Raw genomic sequence first — 20,720 nt, forward strand, 5'->3', positions numbered from 1 at the left:
TGAGGGATACTGAACTCAAGAAGCGTAAAAGTAATGACTAAGTATCCGCCATGTGCAACATCTGTTAATGGCGTGAGGCGTTTTAAAAAAAGATACTTAATAATAGATGATTAATACCAGATGTTATAAATGGATAAAAAATCATTAAATAATAAATGAATAAATATCACTGAAGTTGTACGGCTATATAGATTGCAAATGCTTATGCTTTATTATATAAAATGCCAACTCAAGAATACTCCTAAGGATGTTATGGAAAACAGTAATTCAAATAACAGGAAGTTGATGGCGTTCTATATAACTTGCTTAATCAGCTATATTCTTGGTGGGTTATGTCTTACGCAGTTTAAATTAACAATACAGAGCGTTCCGCAAACAATATATTTGATTATCATAGTAGGCTTGTTCTTTTTATATGGAATTATTTTCCTTTTTATGTTGTTTCAGTATTTATGCAGGAAAGATCTAACGTGTCTTATGATCTTAGGCATGGCGTTTCTTAGCAATAATATTTTCTTTGTGGAAACTATTTATATCGTTCAGGATTTAATTAATGATCACACTTCGATAGAAAAAAGAACTAACGATATCGCTATATTCTATTATTTTCGCCAACTTAGTTTTATTGCCTTGTTATTTGTATCCTTGAAATCTTATAAAGCATCTTCGACAATAATTGAAACTAAAGAAAGAGAACCATGCTATATAGCGGTGGCGTTTTTAATCATGTTGGCTATCGCTGTACTGGCGCATAGCCTGGCCAGTTATAATCCGGGCATGACCCTTGAGATTACGAGCTTAAAACCCGACAACGTAACTGTACACTGGCATATTGGCTACATTTATTCACTGATTGTTGCCTGGGGGTTGGTTCTGCTGTATTTGGTCATCAAAACTAAAACACATAATATCTTATGGAAAAGTATCGGCTTACTGTGTTGCTCAGGAATATTAACTAATGTACTGCTATTAAGCTTAGATGAATATAGTATGTATATTTGGTATATCAGCAGAGGGATTGAGGTGATCAGTACCCTTTGTATAATATCGATATTAATGTATAACACTTTTATTATTCTAAAAAAAGAAACGGATTCGGCTATCAAAGATGCCATGACCAAAATATACAACCGAAAGCTGTTCTATAGATCGTTAAAAACATCGCTAGCGAAAGGCGTGGTTTGCGTAATGGTCCTGGATATCGACAAATTTAAACGAATTAACGATACCTATGGGCATCAGGAGGGGGATCGGGTAATAATAAGTATTGTTGATATAATCAACAAGTCAATTAGAGACTCGGATATCTTTGCACGCATTGGCGGTGAAGAGTTTGCTATTCTTCTTAAGTGCAAGGATAAAGATGAAGTTCTTGTCGTTGCAGAACGAATCAGAAGAAATGTTGAGCATGGAACGACCATACCCAATGCCTATGATTTAAAAGAAAAGATGACGATCAGCATCGGTGTATATTGTAGCAAAGCTGATGATGATTCGGCGGATAAAGTTGTTTCTTATGCCGATGCTGCGTTGTATGACGCCAAAAACTCTGGCAGGAATAAGGTGTGTTACTATTATCATTAAAAGTAAAATGAATACTGCCTGAAAACGCAAAGTTTACTCTTCGGATTCAGGCAATATAGACAAATCATCCAGCGAGCTCAACGCTTCGGCGACGGCGCAGGCTATTCCACGAGTAGATCGCGTTAAACAGTACAACCCCCGCGGTCACGCAGAAAACCGCGCGAAAGCCGTAATTGGCGGATATTGCCGCCCCCATTAATGGTCCCGTTACGTTACCGATGTCGCGAAATGACTGGTTGTAACTGAAAATACGCCCGGCAACTTGATTGGTTGAGTTATAGACCAGCAGCGTTTGCACCGCCGGGAGCAGAGCGCCATCGGCAGCACCCAATAAAAAACGCAGAACGCCCAATTGCCAGGGCGTATGTACAAATGACATTGGAATCAGCAATAGCACGGAAATAATCAGTGCGACGATCAGGATCTTCTCCGGGCCAATCCGGTCACCGAGTTTGCCAAGCCTTGGGGCACTGATTAACGCCGCTACGCCGGGTACGGAGGCAATCATCCCACTAATGAACGCGATATTACTGACGTTTCCGGCTAATTCCCGCACGTATAACGTCAGGATTGGCGCAATGGAACCGGTCGCCACCTGAATGATTAAGGTGGTGACAAACAGGCTCAGCACCAGTTTGGGATTTTTTAACGAGGCCACGACTTCACGTATGTGCAGCATCTCTTTCTTGCTTACCGGCTGAAAACGCTCGCGGATAAAAAATAGCGTCAGGATAAAACAGACCAGCAGTACGCTGGCGGTAATGAAGAATACGGGACGCAATCCATACTGGTCAGCGAGTAGTCCACCTGCCAGCGGCCCGAGCAGTGCGCCACTGACGCCGCCGGTAGAGAGCGTTCCCAGCGCCCAGCCGCTTTTATTGCGTGGAACCTGGGTGGCGATCAACGCATTGGCGTTGGGAATGAAACCGCCGAGCAGACCCAACAGCGCGCGCAAAACCAGGAACTGCCAGATATTTTGCGCCAGCCCCATCAGCAGCATCACAATAGCCATACCCAACGCGGAACGCAGCAGCATGATTTTTCGCCCTTTGCGGTCGGCAAGGCCACCCCAGAAAGGGGAGGCGATAGCTGAAAACAAAAAGGTGATGCTGAACACCAGACCTGACCACATGTTCAGGGCGCTATGGCCCGTGACGCCGAGACTCTCAACGTACAAGGGCAAAAAGGGCATGACCAGGCTAAATGCTGCGCCGGTTAAAAAACAACCCAACCAGGCAACGGTGAGGTTGCGTTTCCAGTTTATGGGGGCATCTGAGGGTGACATAACGATCCGCAGTGTGAGGCGCTGTATGCGCTATCGATTGAATATAAGTAAGCAGACTAATTATGCGCCCGGTTGATAGTTGCTGCAATGCGGATAGCAGTTAAACCTAAAGCGAGTAAGGAGGGGTTGCAGCCCACTGGACTGCAACCGCGTGTTAGTACAGGGAAGGGGCGCCTTCAGGACGAGTCTTGAAGCGACGATGCAGCCACATATACTGTTCTGGGGCCATCATGATGCATTGTTCAACGATCTTATTCATCCATGCAGCCGTGGTTTCCGCGTCGTCTAACGGCGGTGAACACTCTGGCGGTAGCATAATCAGTTGATACCCTTTACCGTCGGGCTTACGGCGAGGAACAAATGGCACCAGGCAGGCATTCGACATGCGTGAAAGCATCCAGGTCCCGGAGGTCGTAGCGGCCTGTTCAACGGCAAACAGCGGTACAAACACGCTGGCGCGAGGGCCGTAGTCATGATCCGGTGCATACCAGACCACTTCGCCTTTTTTCAACGCTTTAATCATTCCTTTCAGGTCTTTACGATCAAGCATTGATTTATTAGAGCGCATGCGGCCCCAGGTCTGTAACCAGTCGAGCAGTGGGTTGTCATTAGGACGATACACACCGATACCTGGCTCCTGCAAACCAAACTGACGCGCACCCAGTTCCAGGGTCAGAAAGTGTAGGCCGACTAACAGGATCCCCCGCTTTTGCGCCTGAACGTCACGGATATGTTCCATACCAATCACTTCTGTCCAGCGTGAAATGCGCTTATCGGACCAAAACCAGGCCATCCCGGTTTCCATCACGCCCATGCCGACGGACTCGAAGTTCCTGACGACCATCTGCTGGCGTTCCTGCTCACTCATCTGCGGGAAGCACAGCTCCAGATTACGTGAAACGATTTTTGCCCGGCGTTTCATCAAACGTAACGCCAGACGACCTAATGCACAGCCCAACTTATAAAGTACCGGGTAGGGTAACTGCACGATTAACCAAAGGATGCCAATACCCAGCCAGGTTAACCAATAACGTGGATGCAGTAGTGCAGCCGAAAACTTGGGTAAATTCGTCATGTCTATCCTGTCTTCAAACGACCAATTCCCTGTATTGTCGCATTTTTTCGCGCGTATCAAAAATTTGTGACGGGAGAACGGTGATTAAATCGGCAATTGTTGTTGTGTTTTTATCGTGAAGTATGAAATGTAGCGTAAAATGTGTGGATGTAAATTGGCGATGTTTGCTTTATTATGCCGCCGATTTTCATTTACTCCCAATTTGCAGGATACGTACACCATGCCAGTGTTACACAACCGCATTTCAAACGACGCGCTCAAAGCCAAAATGCTGGCCGAGACTGAGCCGCGCACGACGATCTCGTTTTATAAATATTTCACCATCGATGACCCGCAACATACGCGTGATGCGCTGTACCAACTATTCACTGCGTTGAATGTGTTCGGGCGTGTATATCTTGCCCATGAAGGCATTAACGCGCAAATTAGCGTGCCGCAAAGCAATGTGGATGCATTCCGCCAACAGCTGTATGCGTTCGATCCTGCCCTGGATGGATTACGCCTTAATATCGCCCTGGACGATGACGGAAAATCATTCTGGGTGCTACGCATGAAAGTTCGCGAACGCATTGTGGCGGATGGGATTGATGATCCTGACTTTAACGCCAGCGACGTGGGTGACTACCTGAAGGCGGCTGAAGTGAACGCCATGTTGGACGACCCTGACGCGGTATTCATTGATATGCGCAACCACTATGAATATGAAGTGGGGCACTTCGAGAATGCGCTGGAGATCCCGGCAGATACGTTCCGTGACCAGTTGCCGAAAGCGGTTGAAATGATGCAGGAGCATAAAGATAAAAAGATCGTTATGTACTGCACGGGCGGGATCCGCTGTGAGAAGGCCAGCGCCTGGATGAAGCACAACGGATTTAGCAAAGTCTGGCACATTGAGGGGGGTATTATTGAATATGCCCGCAAGGCGCGTGAACAGGGGCTTCCGGTACGCTTCATCGGCAAAAATTTTGTTTTTGATGAGCGTATGGGAGAAAGGATATCTGAGGATGTTATCGCGCATTGTCACCAGTGCGGAACCGCATGCGACAGCCACACTAATTGTAAAAATGATGGCTGCCATCTGCTGTTTATTCAGTGCCCGGCTTGCGCGCAGCAGTATAAAGGCTGCTGCAGTGAGCTGTGCTGCGAAGAGAGTGAGTTGCCAGAAGAAGAGCAACGACGTCGTCGCGCCGGGCGTGAAAATAGCAACAAAATCTTTAATAAATCCCGCGGTCGTCTGAATACCAAACTGGGTATTCCGGATCCCGCGCAATAAAATTTTGCCGGATGATGGCTGTCACCTCATCCGGCAACACTCATACGTTACTTCTGCTGCACACCTTCCACTGAGATGATTAAATCGACTTCCTGCGAAGCAGGGCCGAGATCGGTGGTGATGTTGAAGTCCTTCAGCTTAATTTTGCCTTGCGCTTCAAAACCGGCGCGCGTGCCACCCCATGGATCGCCACCCTGACCGATCAGTTTCGCATCCAGTGTAACCGGTTTGGTGACGCCGTTCAGGGTCAGATTACCGGTGATATCGAGGTCGTTCCCCTCTTTCTTCACGCTGGTGGAGCTAAAGGTCGCCTGCGGGAATTTGGCCACGTTAAGGAACTCTGCGCTGCGCAGGTGTTTGTCACGTTCGGCGTGATTGGTGTCAACACTGTTGGTGTTGATGGTGACGTTGACCTTATCGGCAGCAGGATTTTTTTCATCAAAGGTGAATGTACCGTCGAAATCTTTAAACGTGCCATACAACCAGCTGTAACCCAGGTGCTGAATACGGAAATTAACAAAGGCATGCTGTCCCTCTTTGTCAATTTTGTAATCTGCCGCCATGGCTGAGCCGGTCGTGAATAACAGAGAGGCGAGTGTCAATCCCAGCAGGTTTTTTTTCATTTTAAGCTCCATAGTCAGATGACGATTTTCCCAACATGCGCTTCAGGGTATCGTCGTGATCGATAAAGTGATGTTTCAGGGCTATAAGCCCATGAAGAAGCGATAAAACCACCACGCTCCATGCAAGCCACAGGTGCAAGCTGCCGGCAAGGTCGGCCTGAGCGCCCGCGTTGGCAAGAGTGGCGGGAATATCGAACCAACCAAATACGCTTATCGCTTTGCCATCTGCGGTCGAGATCAGATAACCGCTGATAACAATCGAAAAGAGCAGGGCGTACAGTGTAAGGTGGCCCATTGCCGCTGCGATGCGGGTTAAACGGGAATAGCTTGTCAGCGCAGGAGGAGGAGGGGAGAACAACCGCCAGGCAACGCGGATGACCAGTCCCATCATGAGCAGGATTCCGATGCTTTTATGCAGTTCAGGGGCCTGGTGATACCAGCCATCGTAATAGCTGAGCGTGACCATCCATAAACCCAACGCAAACATGCCATATACAGCAATCGCAACCAGCCAATGTAACGCGACTGACACCACGCCATAGCGCTGTGGACTATTAGTGTATTGCATAAGAACACCGCGAGATATTTCAGGAGTGAATAAAAATGGCGTGTAAAAGACATTAATGCAACTAATAAATAACAATGGTGATGATATTTATTTTTAAATCAATTAAATTGATTGAGTATGAACATAATCATCAAATGATTAGAGGGAATGTGCGAGGGGATGGCTTTATTACACGGTGCGAATGGGGTTTTTCTTGTTCAGTTTATTGCAATGAAAATTAAGTAATTATCAGTTTTTGTCAATTAATGTCAGCCAGATACGATCAGAAAAACATAATATATATCACATCCATAATTGCCAGCAGCGACCATAAAATAATGTAAAGCATAAGATGCTCACGAATATTATTTACCAGATAATGAAAGATGCGCCGCATCAATGTTATTCCTGTCATTAAAAATGGCCTCACCATGAGGCCATTAATGCATTATTACTTAAAGCGACTCAACCTGAATGGCGTCAGGTCAAAGGCTGGCGCTTTGTCCTGCGCAAAATCTGCTGCGATTTCCCCCAGTACGGAGGCAAACTTAAAACCATGCCCGCTCAGACCGGTGATGATCAGGGTATTGTCATGCTCAGGTAGCGTATCAATGATAAAGTCTTCATCCGGCGAATTATCGTAAGTGCAGGATGCACCGTGCAGACAACAGCCAATGCCTGGCAGAACTGTAAGCAGGAATGGGAAGGCTTCGGAGCCATCGCTGGCCACAGCAGCAAACGGCTTGCGCTCTTCGGCAGCGTGAATTGCCTGTCCGCCGTTGTGCTTACCAATTTTTAGTTCATCGTTTTCTGCCGGAAAACCGTAGAACTGATCGCCATTTGGTAATTCGCCGGTAAAGGCCGGGAAGTTATTTTTAACGCTGTAGCGCCCATCGGCCTGATACCATGCGAACACTTTGCGCACTGGCTGTATCGGCAGTTCCGGTACTAATGCCTGCACCCATGTCCCGGCACTGACCAGGGCTTTTTTGGCGTGGTAGTCACCGTCGGCGGTTTCTACCGTGACGCCATCATCACTATGATGAATAGCCGTGACCGGGCATTTAAACAGCTGTGCGCAGCCCGCTTCTTCAGCCAGGCGGATCCAGGTTTTAATCGCTAACTCACTACGCAAAAAGCCTGACTCAGCTTCAAACAGACCAATATAATTTTCAGGTACGCGAATCTCGGGCCAGCGAGCCATGATGGCGGCGGCATCAAGATGTTCGACGTTGAGTTGCCACTGTTTCGCGCTTTGCGCTGCGGTAGCTAAGAAGGTTGAATCAGCCGGACCTAGGTTGATCACACCGGAGCGAACAAAAATCGGTTCTTCATTTTGGGTCGAAAGTTCATCCCACAATGTCTGCGCGCGCAGCACTAGCGGAACGTATTTTTCACCTTCGCCATATGCATGACGAATTAATCGTGTGTCGCCGTGGTGGCTACCCTGTTGATGCGGTGGCATATGTGCATCGATCATCAGAACGTTCAGACCGGCGCGAGTGGCATAGTATCCGGCTGCGGCACCCACGGAACCGCTGCCAATAATGATTAAGTCGTATTTCATCCGCTTCTCTCTGCAATCGCGATAGTAGCAGGGTAAATAACTGACCCGGAATATTCAACCTGGAAATAAGAAAGGCACCGTTAAGGTGCCTTTTGATGGTTGGATGTATCAGATTTAATGGCGCTGATACTCATTTACCTGGTAATCGCCGGATTCAATTTTGGCGATTCCTGCTTCTAATATCGAAATAAATTGCCTGGCAACATCAGTGGTTAACCAGAGCGTTTGTCCAACTTCAGTCCCATCCGGGTCCGGTCGATTCGGGGTCTGGTAGTGCAAACGCAGCATCAGCGCATCGTAGCTATCAACGGTGCTGATGTCCCATCCTACAAGCGGATGAGTCTGAATGACTTCATTATTCTTTTCCATCATGCCCCCTAATTCGTGTTACTAGACAACGGTTTTCGAGGTTCAATGCATTTTTTTTCTGAAGCAACTTCAGTATATCAATAAATAAGGGTATTCATTGAAAATTTAAAGAGGGCTGCGCATAAATTTTTGGTTTTCAGCGTTATCTGACTAATAAAACAACATGTCATTCATTTTTTTTTAGCAAGTTGCACAATTATTTTGTTGTTCTGGTTAAAAGATGACCAGGAAATTAATATTAAATTAAATGCCGGCAAGGTTGAATCTGCATTTGTTTTAAAAACTGTGCGTATAAAAAAGCCGGGGCGACCCGGCAAACAAACATCACTGCATATCATTATTTATTCGTTGATAAACCAGTCATCCGCGCTTTCCCAGGTCTCCTGCAGGATCTCGCTGATGCGTTCTTTATCCTCTTTGGTCGCGCCAATTACCGACAGATTGTTAGCCCCGGCATAACGGACAGTAACGTTACCTTCGTTATCCGGAAAATGATGATGAATACGACGGGAGAGTTCACCTGCCAGTGCGTCAATCGCACCGGCAGGCAAAGGTGAAGTTTTGGCAATAGTGACTTCAATACGCATAATAGCCCCCTGTTGAATATACTGTTTGTTTATACAGTTATTCAAATCAGTTGGCTACACTTTTTTTAGCTTTTTACTGACCAGTGTACCGTTTCGCCACCCAGGAAAGGCACCAGTGTGTCATCTGCCAGCGCAATGCTCTCCGGGACATGGTGCTCCACGCGTTCAAGCTCAATAAAAGTCTCATTCACCGGCAGACCATAGAATTGCGGGCCATTGAGTGAGCAGAAGGCTTCAAAATGGCTCAGCGCATTCATCTCTTCAAATACGGTGGCATAGCTGCCCAGCGCGGTCGGGGCGTTAAAACACCCGGCACAGCCGCAACTGGATTCTTTGCGATGACGCGCATGTGGCGCTGAGTCGGTACCAAGGAATGCACGGCTAAATCCGCTGGCGACCAGTTCACGCAGCGCCTGTTGGTGGACGTTACGTTTAAGGATTGGCAGACAATACAGGTGCGGGCGAATGCCGCCGACCAGCATGTGGTTGCGGTTAAACATTAAATGCTGTGGCGTAATAGTAGCGGCGAGAAGCTCGTTACCGTCGCGCACATATTCGGCAGCATCTTTAGTGGTGATATGTTCAAACACCACTTTCAGCGCAGTCAAACGCTGACGCAGCGGTTCCATCACTGTCTCAATAAAGCGTGCTTCGCGATCGAAAATATCAATATCCGCATGCGTCACTTCACCATGCACCAACAGCGGCATACCCAATTTTTCCATCCGTTCCAGCACCGGCATGATGGCGTCAATAGAGGTTACGCCATGCGTTGAGTTGGTGGTGGCATTAGCCGGGTAGAGTTTCGCGGCGGTGAACACGCCTTCGTTGAAACCACGCTCCAGCTCATTGGGATCCAGCGTATCCGTTAAGTAGCAGGTCATTAAAGGTGTGAAGTCGTGTCCGGCAGGTACCGCGTCAAGAATGCGTTGGCGATAAGCGATAGCTGCATCTACTGTGGTGACGGGCGGTGCCAGGTTCGGCATGACAATGGCGCGGCCGTAAATTTCACTGGTATAGGGCACGACAGTTTTTAACATGTCGCCATCGCGAAAGTGAAGATGCCAGTCGTCTGGGCGGCGGATCTTTAAAACCTGGGATGGTGCAGTCATCAATATGCTCCGGCTGAGGATTGTCTTTTTTGCCGGAAACAAAGGATAAGCGGAAACGTTTTCGTTTGCACGAAAAAAAAGGGCGCATCAGCGCCCTCTGGTTTATTAGTCGGTGAAGGGGATAATGATTTCGCCCGGTTTCACTTCTATACCTTTCGCCAGTTTTTTCGCCAGCGCTTCACCCTGGCTGCTGTCATCCTGCAGAATGTAGGCAGGTTGTTGGTTAAAGTAATTACGCAGCGATTGGTTTAAATACGGCATCAGCGTTTGCAGTACCGACTGCATTTTTTCTGGTGTCACGGTCGCGTCCACGACTTCCATCTCTTGCAAAAAAATCGCGCCTTTCTCTTTATTGAAGACCGGTAAGGCTTTGAGCTTCAGCTTCATGGTGGCTTTCTGACTGCCAAACAGGGAATTCATGTCCAGGTTGGCATCACCCGTCAGAGTCACTTTATTAGGCTCTTCACGCCCTATCTGACTGGCCAGATTGCTCAGTACGATGTGTGCTTCAGCAACGCCGGGCAAACCGATATCTTTTGAAAAGTTATTATGCTTCGCCAGCGCCTGATTAATCTCTTGCTCGCTAACCGTGTATTGCGTAAGTTGATTACAACCAACCAACAGGCCGCCGACAATCAGTGCAGCGGCAAAAAAAAGCTTTTTCATGGGGTTCCTCAACATGATGCTTGTGGCGTAATCGTGACACAAAGCATCATCGAGTACCAGCGCCCCGGGCACCAGCAGAAAAAACTGAAAAGTGCCCGAGCGTCGGATTAGCTATCAGGCGTCGGGTTCCAGTATGCCGCGCGTTGGGCGTTTGTGGCTGAATTGCCAGCCCAAAGCCAGGAAGGTGATGAAGCCGATAATACCGAGCATCATCCATGGCAATTCAGGCTGCGCCAGGGCTTTGCCCATATCAAACAGCCAGCCGCCGCCGACATAACCAATTGCGCCGCCGATGGCGAGGCCCAGTCGGCTGAAGCCCATGTAACTTCCTCGAGCCCGTGCATTGGCCAGCGAGGCGCTCAGGGTCTCACGCGCCGGTTCGGCGATGATCGAGCCAATATAGAAGGTGCAGATCAGCGTGAATAGCTGCTGTAGATTGCCGACCAGACCGATGGGCATCATGCTGAGAGACATTACCAGCAGACCGGCCATCAGGCGATGTTCAAGGCGAAAACGTTTTTCACTCCAGCGGGCAATCGGGTAGAGCAGCGTTAACGAGAGGCATGCTTCGATGGCATACATCCATTTCACCGCGGCAGGCGAGCCAGCGATGTCGTTCACCATGATTGGCAGCATTAACATCACCTGTACCGCCAGCATGTAATAACCCGCCAGCGTCAGAACATAGGTGACAAAACGTTTGTCATGCATCACGTGGCCCATCCCTTCACGCACCGGAATTTTCACCGTCGACAATTTCCATGCCGGGAGTAGCCAGGCGTTAAACGCCGCGCACAGAACAAACAAAATGGCTCCTGTCGCGCAGACCAGGCGAAAATCGTACTGTAACAGCCAACTGCCAAGTAACGCGCCAACCACGGCGCCTGCGCTATCCTGCATCATCAAGATAGAGAAAAAACGCCCGCGCTTTTCCGGGCGGATCAGTTTGACCACTAGCGCCGAGCGGGGAGGGTCGAACAGCGTGCCGCCCAATCCGGAGAGAAAACAGGAAAACCATAGCAGCCACGGCTCGTGGGCAATACCCATGGTGGCGAACCCGGCGGCGCGCATCAGCATACCGGTGACGATCATTGGTTTTGCGCCGAAACGGTCAGCAATAGCGCCGCCAAAAATACCCAGACCCTGCTGAATAAATTGACGCAATCCTAACGCGATCCCGACCATAACGGCAGCCCAGCCCATTTGGTCGACGAAGCGAATTGAGATCAGCGGGAAAACGACGAAGAAACCCAGCACGACCAGCATATTATCGATGAGAAGGAAGTATTTACCCAGGTTCCTTGCCTGCGAGACTTGCGACATTTCCCCTCCCGGGAAAAACTCGTCACTCTGGTTAGAGTTTAAAAGATAAGCACCTCCTATTCTGCGGTGTCGTCATCGCTTTTCCCACCCTTGGCGGGACAATATTTTTTTATCAAAAGTCCGTCTTGATAGAGAGTTTTCATCAAAATGTGTGAATAATTCAAAAAATGGCAATTTGCTCTTTTCAAAGGGCATATTTGCACAGGTATAGTATCGCGAATAGCGTATTGAAGACGTTACGGGAAGGAGTAGGTATAGAATGTTTGGCTATCGCAGTAACGTGCCAAAAGTGCGCTTAACCACGGACCGCCTGGTCGTGCGTTTGGTGCACGAGCGTGATGCCTGGCGTCTGGCAGATTATTACGCAGAAAATCGTCATTTCTTAAAACCCTGGGAACCTATTCGCGATGAAAGCCACTGTTATCCCTCCGGCTGGCAGGCGCGTCTGAGTATGATCTCTGAGTTTCATAAACAAGGCACCGCGTATTATTTTGCGCTGCTCGATCCGGAAGAAAAAGAGATTATCGGCGTCGCGAATTTCTCGAACGTAGTGCGGGGATCTTTCCACGCCTGTTATCTCGGCTATTCCATTGCGCAAAAGTGGCAGGGGCAGGGGCTGATGTACGAAGCCTTAACCTCGGCCATTCGTTATATGCAGCGCACGCAGCATATTCACCGCATTATGGCGAACTATATGCCACACAATAAACGTAGTGGTGACTTGCTGGCCCGACTGGGTTTTGAAAAAGAAGGGTATGCCAAAGATTACCTGCTGATTGACGGGCAGTGGCGCGATCACGTGCTGACGGCGTTGACCACATCAGAATGGACCCCTGGCCGCTAAGTTTCAGGTTAGCCTGAGTAATGGAGAAAACGATGAAATACGAATTAACCGCCACCGAAGCTCGCGTGATTGGCTGTTTGTTAGAGAAACAGGTCACCACGCCGGAACAATATCCGCTTTCTGTCAATGGCGTCGTCACCGCCTGCAATCAAAAAACGAATCGTGAACCGGTGATGAATCTATCGGAATCGGAAGTGCAGGATCAGCTTGATAACCTGGTGAAGCGGCATTTTCTGCGTACGGTGAGCGGCTTTGGAAATCGCGTCACGAAATATGAGCAGCGTTTCTGCAACTCTGAATTTGGCAATCTGAAACTCAGTGCGGGCGAGGTGGCGCTGGTTACCACGCTGTTGCTGCGTGGCGCGCAAACGCCGGGCGAACTGCGAAGCCGTGCATCGCGAATGTACGAATTCAGCGATATGGCTGAAGTGGAGTCGACGCTGGAAAAACTGGCGACCCGTGAAGATGGTCCTTATGTGATCCGTCTGGCGCGCGAGCCGGGTAAACGTGAAAGTCGCTATATGCACCTGTTTTGCGGTGATGTTGATGAGCCCATCGCTGCGGCAGATGAACTCCCGGTTGCGTCTGGCGATCTGCAGGCGCGCGTTGAAGCCCTGGAAACAGAAGTCGCGGAACTTAAGCAGCGGCTGGATTCTTTGTTGGCGCACCTGGGAGACTAACGTGAATAAATTACGTATCGGCGTTGTCGGTCTGGGTGGCATTGCACAAAAAGCCTGGCTGCCCGTACTGGGCAGTTCCGCTGACTGGACGCTGCAAGGCGCGTTTTCGCCTTCGCAGGAAAAAGCGCTGCGTGTCTGTGAGACCTGGCGCATACCCTACGTTGACTCCCTGGTGAATCTGGCGAAAACCTGCGACGCGGTTTTCGTCCATTCCAGCACCGCGACGCACTTTGCGGTAGTCAGTGAACTCCTGAATGCCGGGGTCCATGTGTGTGTGGATAAACCGCTGGCAGAAAACCTGCGTGAGGCTGAACAACTGGTCGAGCTGGCCGCGCGGAAAAAACTGACGTTGATGGTCGGCTTTAACCGCCGATTTGCGCCACTGTATCAGGATCTTAAGGCGCATCTGGGCAATGCAGCGTCTGTACGTATGGATAAGCATCGTTCGGACAGCGTGGGACCGCATGACCTGCGTTTCACCCTGCTGGACGATTATCTGCACGTGGTCGATACCGCGCTGTGGCTGGCGGGCGGGAACGCGCAGTTAAATAGCGGCACTCTGCTGACTAATGACTCTGGCGCAATGCTTTATGCCGAGCACCATTTTTCTGTCGATCATCTACAGATTACAACCAGCATGCATCGCCGGGCCGGTAGCCAGCGTGAGAGCGTTCAGGCGGTGACCGATGGGGGCCTGATTGACGTCACGGATATGCGGGAATGGCGGGAAGAACGCGGGCAAGGTGTTGTACACAAGCCGATAGCAGGCTGGCAAACGACCTTAGAACAGCGAGGTTTTGCCGGATGTGCGCGGCATTTCATTGAGTGTGTGCAAAATCAGACGGTTCCTCAGACGACAGGCGAGCAGGCGCTACTGGCCCAGCGTGTTGTCGAAAAGCTATGGCGGGAGGCGATGGCTGAATAACCCCCTGTAACAACTGGCGGTAGTAATTCATTGTAATCCAGGTACTATATGCCAACTCAAAATAACACCTCTTTTCAACCATAGGCTGGCTTGTAGGCCTGATAAGACGCTGCGGCGTCGCCATCAGGCACAGTGACATTGCCGGATGGCGATGTTGGTTATACGGGGATTTGCCTCAGGGTCTGGAATACAACATAGATGAATTTATTAAAGTCGCTGGCAGCCGTCAGCTCGATGACGATGTTTTCACGTGTGCTGGGTTTTGCGCGTGATGCGATTGTCGCCAGAATCTTTGGCGCAGGGATGGCGACCGATGCCTTTTTTGTGGCCTTCAAACTTCCAAACCTGCTGCGCCGAATTTTTGCTGAAGGCGCATTTTCTCAGGCGTTTGTGCCTATTCTGGCTGAATACAAAAGTAAGCAGGGTGAAGATGCTACCCGCGTGTTTGTTGCCTATGTATCCGGGCTGCTGACGCTGGCGCTGGCCGTGGTGACGGTTGCCGGGATGCTGGCTGCGCCGTGGGTGATTTTAGTCACTGCACCTGGGTTTGCCGACACCGCCGACAAATTTGCGTTGACTACCCAACTGCTGCGGATCACCTTTCCTTATATCCTGCTGATTTCACTGGCCTCGCTGGTCGGCGCAATCCTTAACACCTGGAACCGCTTTTCTATTCCGGCGTTTGCGCCGACCTTTTTGAATATCAGCATGATCGGTTTTGCGCTGTTTGCCGCGCCTTATTTTAATCCTCCAGTGCTGGCGCTGGCGTGGGCCGTGACCGTCGGTGGCGTGCTGCAGCTGGTTTATCAACTGCCACATCTGAAGAAAATTGGCATGCTGGTGCTGCCCCGCGTGAACTTCCGCGATGCGGGGGCGATGCGCGTCGTCAAGCAAATGGGGCCGGCGATACTCGGGGTTTCCGTCAGCCAGATTTCACTGATCATCAATACCATATTCGCCTCGTTTCTGGCCTCCGGCTCGGTTTCCTGGATGTACTATGCCGATCGTCTGATGGAGTTTCCGTCCGGCGTGCTTGGCGTGGCGCTGGGGACCATTCTGCTGCCATCGCTGTCCAAAAGCTTTTCCAGCGGGAATCATGATGAGTATTGTCGTCTGATGGACTGGGGGCTGCGTCTGTGTTTTCTGCTGGCATTACCCAGCGCCGTGGCGTTGGGCATTTTGGCTAAACCGCTGACGGTTTCTCTGTTCCAGTACGGTAAATTTACCGCCTTTGATGCCGCCATGACCCAGCGCGCGCTGGTGGCATACTCGGTCGGTTTGATTGGTTTGATCGTGGTGAAAGTTCTGGCCCCTGGTTTTTACTCGCGCCAGGATATTAAAACGCCGGTGAAAATTGCGATTGTGACGCTGATTATGACTCAGGTGATGAACCTGGCGTTTATCGGGCCGCTGAAGCATGCCGGGCTGTCGCTGTCGATTGGTCTGGCGGCATGTCTGAACGCTTCGCTGCTTTACTGGCAGTTGCGTAAACAGAAAATCTTTACCCCGCAACCGGGCTGGGCCTGGTTCCTGGCGCGTCTGGTAATTTCCGTGGTGGTGATGTCAGCGGTGCTGTTCGGGATGCTCTATATCATGCCGGACTGGTCACAGGGAACGATGTTATGGCGTTTACTGCGTCTGATGGCCGTTGTGGTGGCTGGGATCGCAGCTTACTTCGCCGCACTTGCTGTGCTGGGCTTTAAAGTGAAAGAGTTTGTGCGCCGGACGGCGTAACAGACATTGCCGGATGGCGGCGTTACGCCGTATCCGGCCTGCAGAACGCGCTGGCCTGAAAACTGTGAGCGATCAGGCTGGCATTAAATAGAGAATTTTTTCCCGCCGCGGTGCGCAGCAGAGGTTTGACCGTTTGCGCCATACAGCGCCGGTTCCTGGTGCGGTTTCAGCACTTGAATCGCTTGCTGATTACGCTCAATCTGCCCTTCCAGCAGCCAACCGTTGTGCTGGTTGAGGTCACGCAAATGCTGCGTTTTTTGGGTGATCGTCTGCCAGCGTTCAGCAATCTCATCGTTGGCGCTACGCGTGGCGTCATGCTCCAGACGGCGTTGCTGCTCCAGATAATCAAGGGTTGCCAGCAAAGAGCTTTTTTCTTCTGTAATACGCTGTAGCTGGCTACCGTTGATATATCCTGCGGAGAGCTGCTGCTGCTCAGCATCCATTACCGTTTTCAGGTCATTGAGGACGGTTGTCATCTGATCAAGTATTTCTGACAAACGAGTCATACTTTATTTACTCTGTAAGTAGCTCTGTGCCTCGCGAATAAGCGAGTCGGCAATTTTTCCAGTATCCATTTTCAACTCACCGTTACGGATCGCAGTTTTCAATGCTTCGACGCGTTCCATATTGATGTCATTGGTGCCGGGCTGCATCAGTTTGGCCTGGGCGTCGCTCAGCATGACGCTGGTGCTGTTTGTCGCGGTGGTTTTTTCCTTCCGCGCTTTTTGTACCGGCGCATCGCTGGTTTCACGTGGCTGAACGGTACTGACTGGCTTCAATGGTGAGGTACGATCAATGCTCATTTTGTTTATCCTCATCGAGGGGTTACGCTATAGCGGCCCGCTGTAATCATTGGTTGTTTATCTATCGGCACACGCTAAAAAATCTTTAACCTATTATAGGTTAATAAGAATATTCCCATCAGAATCGACGATGCCGCTCACCACCTGGCCTGAAATCATCCGCACTCGCGCATTCTGTGCGACGGCGGCATTATTCAGCGCTTTACCTTCGGCATTCACCCGAAAACCATCGCCGTTGGCGATAACCAGTACGCGTTGACCGGCTTTGATCCGCCAGGCCTGGCGCAACATTGAAAGCTGTATCGGCTGACCTGGAACGAGATCGCGTAGACTCACCGCGTCCTGCACCTGATTCAAATCTAACACGGCGCGCGGCGGCAGTTGGTCCAGCCGACCTCGCTTTAACGTCACGCTGGCCGAGGTTAGCGCGCTGCCCCGAGCGACGGGCGCGGCGGCAACCACATAGTTTCCCGTGGCCTGCACATTCACCTGCAGATAACGTTTCTCGTTGGCGCAGCGGGCCAGCACGTTCACATTGCCCCACAGTTTCGCGTTGCCTGACACGCTTAATGCGGGTTGTTCGCAGCTGGGCAGTAGGTTAGGCGACGTACGGATAGTGACGACCACCTCATCGCTAAATCCGGCCAGACGTTGGGAAAACCATGTCGTCAGCTGTGAATTCAGGTCTTGCGCCAGCGTCATAGGGCTGAACAGCAGTGCTGCCACAACTATTCCACGTTTAAACGTTTGCATCAAAACCTCGCGCTTTTTCAGGTAGTGACAGGATTTTACCTGTGTGACGCAGTCATCAACGCAACAAATAGCGACGCATTTTGCGTTTATTCCGGCGATAACGCGCGCGTAATGGGATTTAAGCTGTCGGCTGAATTTTGTCATTTGCGGAGGAGATATGCTCGATAAGCTCGACGCCGCCTTACGTTTTCAACAGGAAGCGCTGAATTTGCGCGCCCAGCGCCAGGAAATATTGGCCGCCAACATTGCCAATGCCGACACGCCGGGGTATCAGGCGCGCGACCTGGATTTCGCCAGTGAATTGAAAAAAGTCATGGTGCGTGGACGGGAACAAACCGGCGGCGTCTCGTTGACGCTGACCTCTGCACAACATATTCCGGCCCAAACCGCTTCTGCTCCCGCTACGGAATTGCTCTATCGCATTCCTGACCAGCCGTCTCTGGATGGCAATACGGTGGATATGGACCGGGAGCGTACGCAATTTGCCGACAACAGTCTCAAATATCAAATGGGGCTGACCGCGCTGGGTGGACAAATCAAAGGCATGATGAATGTGCTGCAAGGAGGGAACTAATTCGTGGCGCTGTTAAATATTTTTGATATCGCAGGCTCTGCGCTGACGGCGCAGTCTAAGCGCCTGAACGTGGCGGCCAGCAACATGGCGAATGCGGATAGCGTTACCGGACCCGACGGTCAGCCGTATCGCGCCAAGCAGGTTGTTTTTCAGGTTGATGCCGCGCCAGGTGCAGCTACAGGCGGCGTAAAAGTGGCTGACGTTATTGAAAGCCAGGCGCCGGATAAGCTGGTCTATGAGCCGGGTAACCCGCTGGCCGATGCGAACGGCTACGTAAAAATGCCGAATGTGGACGTCGTCGGCGAGATGGTTAACACCATGTCAGCCTCGCGTAGCTACCAGGCAAACGTCGAAGTGCTCAACACCGTGAAAAGCTTGATGCTCAAAACGCTTACGTTAGGCCAGTAAAGGAGGCGCATATGTCTATTGCTGTAACCATGAATGACCCGAGCAATACAGGCGTTAAAGCCGCCACCGGGAATAGCTCCCTGACGGGCAGTAATGCCGCTGACCTGCAAAGCAGTTTTCTGACGCTGCTGGTCGCACAGTTGAAAAACCAGGACCCAACCAATCCGCTGCAAAACAACGAACTGACCACCCAACTGGCGCAAATCAGTACCGTAAGTGGGATTGAGAAACTGAACACCACGCTGGGGTCTATTTCCGGGCAGATCGATAACAGTCAGTCGCTGCAGGCCAGTACGCTGATTGGCCATGGTGTCATGATCCCCGGCACCACCATCCTGACCGGTAAAGGTACGGAAGAGGGTGCGAAAACGACCACGACGCCGTTTGGCGTTGAGCTGCAACAGCCGGCAGATAAGGTCACCGCAACGATTACCGATAAAGACGGCAAAGTGATACGCACTATTGATATCGGCGGCTTGAAAGCCGGTGTTCATACCTTTACCTGGGACGGCACCATGACCGATGGCACGGATGCGCCAAGCGGTTCTTATAACGTCTCAATTGCTGCCAGCAATGGCGGAACGCAACTGGTGGCGCAGCCGCTTCAGTTTGCGCTGGTGCAGGGTGTTATTCGCAGTAACGGCGGTAATACGCTGGACCTGGGCACCTATGGAACCACCACCCTCGACGAAGTACGGCAAATAATCTAAGCCCACACACTTATCAGGAGTAAGTCATGGCCTTTTCTCAAGCGGTCAGCGGTCTGAACGCTGCAGCGACCAACCTCGATGTCATTGGTAATAACATCGCCAACTCCGCTACCTACGGTTTTAAATCTGGTACGGCTTCTTTTGCCGATATGTTCGCCGGTTCTAAAGTGGGACTGGGGGTTAAAGTTGCGGGTATTACCCAGGATTTTACCGATGGTACTACCACCAACACCGGACGCGGACTGGATGTGGCTATCAGCCAGAACGGATTTTTCCGCATGGTAGACAGCAACGGCTCTGTATTCTACAGCCGTAACGGTCAGTTCAAGCTCGATGAAAACCGCAATATCGTCAACATGCAGGGGCTGCAACTGACAGGTTATCCTGCTACCGGTACACCGCCGACAATACAGCAAGGTGCTAACCCGGCGCCGATCACTATTCCGAATACGCTGATGGCGGCGAAAACCACGACTACCGCGTCAATGCAGATCAACCTGAATTCCACTGACAAGGTGCCAACCAAAACTCCGTTTAGTCCAAGCGACGCGGACTCCTACAACAAAAAAGGCACCGTTACCGTTTTCGATAGCCAGGGTAACGCCCATGACATGAACATTTTTTATGTCAAAAACGCAGAGAGCAACACCTGGGAAATTCATACTCAGGATGCTTCAACTGGCGAAGCTGCAAAACCAGCCGGGTTTATGAAGTTTAACAACAATGGTGCGTTTTTAGGGATTAGCGCCACGGCAACTGGTACGCCAGGAGCAACGGACATCAACATCGAAACAGGGCAGATTAACGGTGCAGATACCGCAAAATTCTCCCTGAGCTTCCTGAACTCCATGCAGCAGAACACCGGCGCCAACAACATCGTCGCCACGAATCAGAACGGCTACAAGCCGGGCGATCTGGTCAGCTATCAGATTAACAATGACGGTACCGTGGTCGGTAATTACTCCAACGAACAGCAACAGGTACTGGGCCAGATCGTGCTGGCAAACTTTGCCAACAACGAGGGGCTGGCGTCTCAGGGCGACAACGTCTGGGCTGCTACACAGGCTTCTGGCGTGGCGCTGCTGGGTACCGCAGGCGAAGGTAACTTCGGCAAACTGACCAACGGTGCGCTGGAAGCATCAAACGTGGATTTGAGTAAAGAACTGGTGAATATGATCGTCGCTCAGCGTAACTATCAGTCGAACGCGCAGACTATCAAAACCCAGGATCAGATCCTCAACACGCTGGTCAACCTGCGCTAAGCGCCTGACGGGATGG

Annotated in this window: 24 protein-coding genes; 10 read left to right on the forward strand and 14 right to left on the reverse strand. The window is 50.5% G+C overall.

The genetic code is table 11. From position 1 onward, the window contains the following. Positions 1-252: 252 nt before the first annotated feature. On the forward strand, positions 253-1,584 hold the full coding sequence (locus FDW92_RS10905; protein WP_042309341.1) for a sensor domain-containing diguanylate cyclase: 1,332 nt from the start codon (positions 253-255) through the stop codon (positions 1,582-1,584). A 64-nt stretch (positions 1,585-1,648) separates the two neighbouring features. On the opposite strand, the gene mdtG is transcribed toward FDW92_RS10905, so the two are convergent. Beyond that, positions 1,649-2,869 (reverse strand): multidrug efflux MFS transporter MdtG, encoded by a 1,221-nt coding sequence (mdtG, locus tag FDW92_RS10910; protein ID WP_042309229.1) that lies wholly within the window; start codon positions 2,867-2,869, stop codon positions 1,649-1,651. Positions 2,870-3,023: 154 nt separating this feature from the next. Continuing rightward, positions 3,024-3,944 (reverse strand): Kdo(2)-lipid IV(A) acyltransferase, encoded by a 921-nt coding sequence (locus FDW92_RS10915; RefSeq protein ID WP_038639653.1) that lies wholly within the window; start codon positions 3,942-3,944, stop codon positions 3,024-3,026. Between the two features lie 220 nt (positions 3,945-4,164). Between FDW92_RS10915 and FDW92_RS10920 the strand changes: the two genes are divergently transcribed. Next, complete coding sequence (locus FDW92_RS10920; protein ID WP_042309226.1) at positions 4,165-5,217, forward strand: rhodanese-related sulfurtransferase; 1,053 nt, start codon at positions 4,165-4,167, stop codon at positions 5,215-5,217. Positions 5,218-5,264: 47 nt separating this feature from the next. Here the strand turns inward: FDW92_RS10920 and FDW92_RS10925 are convergent, their stop codons facing one another. The 9 genes from FDW92_RS10925 to mdtH all read right to left on the reverse strand — a co-directional run bounded on the left by FDW92_RS10925 (position 5,265) and on the right by mdtH (position 12,011). Then, positions 5,265-5,840: a YceI family protein gene (locus FDW92_RS10925; RefSeq protein WP_042309224.1), complete on the reverse strand. Its 576-nt coding sequence runs from the start codon at positions 5,838-5,840 to the stop codon at positions 5,265-5,267. 1 nt (position 5,841) lies between these two features. Beyond that, positions 5,842-6,408, reverse strand: coding sequence for a cytochrome b (locus tag FDW92_RS10930; protein ID WP_042309222.1), 567 nt, complete (start codon positions 6,406-6,408; stop codon positions 5,842-5,844). 262 nt (positions 6,409-6,670) lie between these two features. Beyond that, positions 6,671-6,784, reverse strand: coding sequence for a YceO family protein (locus tag FDW92_RS10935; RefSeq protein ID WP_003036148.1), 114 nt, complete (start codon positions 6,782-6,784; stop codon positions 6,671-6,673). 54 nt (positions 6,785-6,838) lie between these two features. Then, positions 6,839-7,954, reverse strand: coding sequence for an N-methyl-L-tryptophan oxidase (gene solA / locus FDW92_RS10940; RefSeq protein WP_042309220.1), 1,116 nt, complete (start codon positions 7,952-7,954; stop codon positions 6,839-6,841). A 114-nt stretch (positions 7,955-8,068) separates the two neighbouring features. Then, positions 8,069-8,323, reverse strand: coding sequence for a biofilm formation regulator BssS (gene bssS / locus FDW92_RS10945; RefSeq protein WP_003036154.1), 255 nt, complete (start codon positions 8,321-8,323; stop codon positions 8,069-8,071). A 341-nt stretch (positions 8,324-8,664) separates the two neighbouring features. Beyond that, positions 8,665-8,910, reverse strand: coding sequence for a DNA damage-inducible protein I (dinI, locus tag FDW92_RS10950; RefSeq protein WP_006685106.1), 246 nt, complete (start codon positions 8,908-8,910; stop codon positions 8,665-8,667). Positions 8,911-8,975: 65 nt separating this feature from the next. After that, positions 8,976-10,022, reverse strand: a complete 1,047-nt coding sequence (gene pyrC / locus FDW92_RS10955) for a dihydroorotase (RefSeq protein WP_042309218.1) — start codon at positions 10,020-10,022, stop codon at positions 8,976-8,978. 105 nt (positions 10,023-10,127) lie between these two features. Continuing rightward, the gene (locus tag FDW92_RS10960; RefSeq protein ID WP_042309216.1) at positions 10,128-10,688 is read right to left on the reverse strand and encodes a lipoprotein; all 561 of its coding nucleotides are present in this window, start codon (positions 10,686-10,688) and stop codon (positions 10,128-10,130) included. Positions 10,689-10,802: 114 nt separating this feature from the next. Next, the gene (mdtH, locus tag FDW92_RS10965) at positions 10,803-12,011 is read right to left on the reverse strand and encodes a multidrug efflux MFS transporter MdtH (RefSeq protein WP_042309213.1); all 1,209 of its coding nucleotides are present in this window, start codon (positions 12,009-12,011) and stop codon (positions 10,803-10,805) included. A 259-nt stretch (positions 12,012-12,270) separates the two neighbouring features. Between mdtH and rimJ the strand changes: the two genes are divergently transcribed. The 4 genes from rimJ (at position 12,271) to murJ (ending at position 16,194) form a co-directional block, all read left to right on the forward strand. Then, positions 12,271-12,855, forward strand: coding sequence for a ribosomal protein S5-alanine N-acetyltransferase (gene rimJ / locus FDW92_RS10970; RefSeq protein WP_006685101.1), 585 nt, complete (start codon positions 12,271-12,273; stop codon positions 12,853-12,855). 32 nt (positions 12,856-12,887) lie between these two features. Then, the gene (locus FDW92_RS10975) at positions 12,888-13,535 is read left to right on the forward strand and encodes a YceH family protein (protein ID WP_042309211.1); all 648 of its coding nucleotides are present in this window, start codon (positions 12,888-12,890) and stop codon (positions 13,533-13,535) included. Position 13,536: 1 nt separating this feature from the next. Beyond that, complete coding sequence (locus tag FDW92_RS10980) at positions 13,537-14,460, forward strand: Gfo/Idh/MocA family oxidoreductase (RefSeq protein WP_042309210.1); 924 nt, start codon at positions 13,537-13,539, stop codon at positions 14,458-14,460. A 198-nt stretch (positions 14,461-14,658) separates the two neighbouring features. Beyond that, positions 14,659-16,194 carry a murein biosynthesis integral membrane protein MurJ gene (gene murJ / locus FDW92_RS10985; protein WP_038639684.1) on the forward strand — a complete coding sequence of 512 codons (1,536 nt, stop codon included), beginning with the start codon at positions 14,659-14,661 and terminating at the stop codon, positions 16,192-16,194. 83 nt (positions 16,195-16,277) lie between these two features. Here the strand turns inward: murJ and flgN are convergent, their stop codons facing one another. The 3 genes from flgN to flgA all read right to left on the reverse strand — a co-directional run bounded on the left by flgN (position 16,278) and on the right by flgA (position 17,750). Next, on the reverse strand, positions 16,278-16,700 hold the full coding sequence (gene flgN, locus FDW92_RS10990; RefSeq protein WP_069323314.1) for a flagella biosynthesis chaperone FlgN: 423 nt from the start codon (positions 16,698-16,700) through the stop codon (positions 16,278-16,280). Between the two features lie 3 nt (positions 16,701-16,703). Then, positions 16,704-16,997, reverse strand: coding sequence for a flagellar biosynthesis anti-sigma factor FlgM (flgM, locus tag FDW92_RS10995; RefSeq protein ID WP_042309206.1), 294 nt, complete (start codon positions 16,995-16,997; stop codon positions 16,704-16,706). 93 nt (positions 16,998-17,090) lie between these two features. Continuing rightward, the gene (flgA, locus tag FDW92_RS11000) at positions 17,091-17,750 is read right to left on the reverse strand and encodes a flagellar basal body P-ring formation chaperone FlgA (protein WP_042309340.1); all 660 of its coding nucleotides are present in this window, start codon (positions 17,748-17,750) and stop codon (positions 17,091-17,093) included. Positions 17,751-17,907: 157 nt separating this feature from the next. Here flgA and flgB point away from each other — a divergent pair, with 157 nt between their 5' ends. From flgB to flgE, 4 genes are read left to right on the forward strand one after another with little or no spacing between them, the layout of a single operon-like run. Further along, positions 17,908-18,324, forward strand: a complete 417-nt coding sequence (gene flgB / locus FDW92_RS11005; protein WP_038639692.1) for a flagellar basal body rod protein FlgB — start codon at positions 17,908-17,910, stop codon at positions 18,322-18,324. A gap of 3 nt (positions 18,325-18,327) precedes the next feature. Beyond that, the gene (gene flgC / locus FDW92_RS11010) at positions 18,328-18,732 is read left to right on the forward strand and encodes a flagellar basal body rod protein FlgC (protein ID WP_006685091.1); all 405 of its coding nucleotides are present in this window, start codon (positions 18,328-18,330) and stop codon (positions 18,730-18,732) included. An 11-nt stretch (positions 18,733-18,743) separates the two neighbouring features. Beyond that, a complete protein-coding gene (gene flgD, locus FDW92_RS11015) occupies positions 18,744-19,442 on the forward strand; it encodes a flagellar hook assembly protein FlgD (RefSeq protein ID WP_042309204.1) in 699 nt (232 codons plus the stop codon). Between the two features lie 26 nt (positions 19,443-19,468). After that, positions 19,469-20,704, forward strand: coding sequence for a flagellar hook protein FlgE (gene flgE / locus FDW92_RS11020; RefSeq protein WP_042309201.1), 1,236 nt, complete (start codon positions 19,469-19,471; stop codon positions 20,702-20,704). Positions 20,705-20,720 lie beyond the last annotated feature (16 nt).

It is taken from the genome of Citrobacter sp. wls706, from assembly GCF_005281305.1.
Classification (GTDB): Bacteria; Pseudomonadota; Gammaproteobacteria; order Enterobacterales; family Enterobacteriaceae; genus Citrobacter; species Citrobacter werkmanii.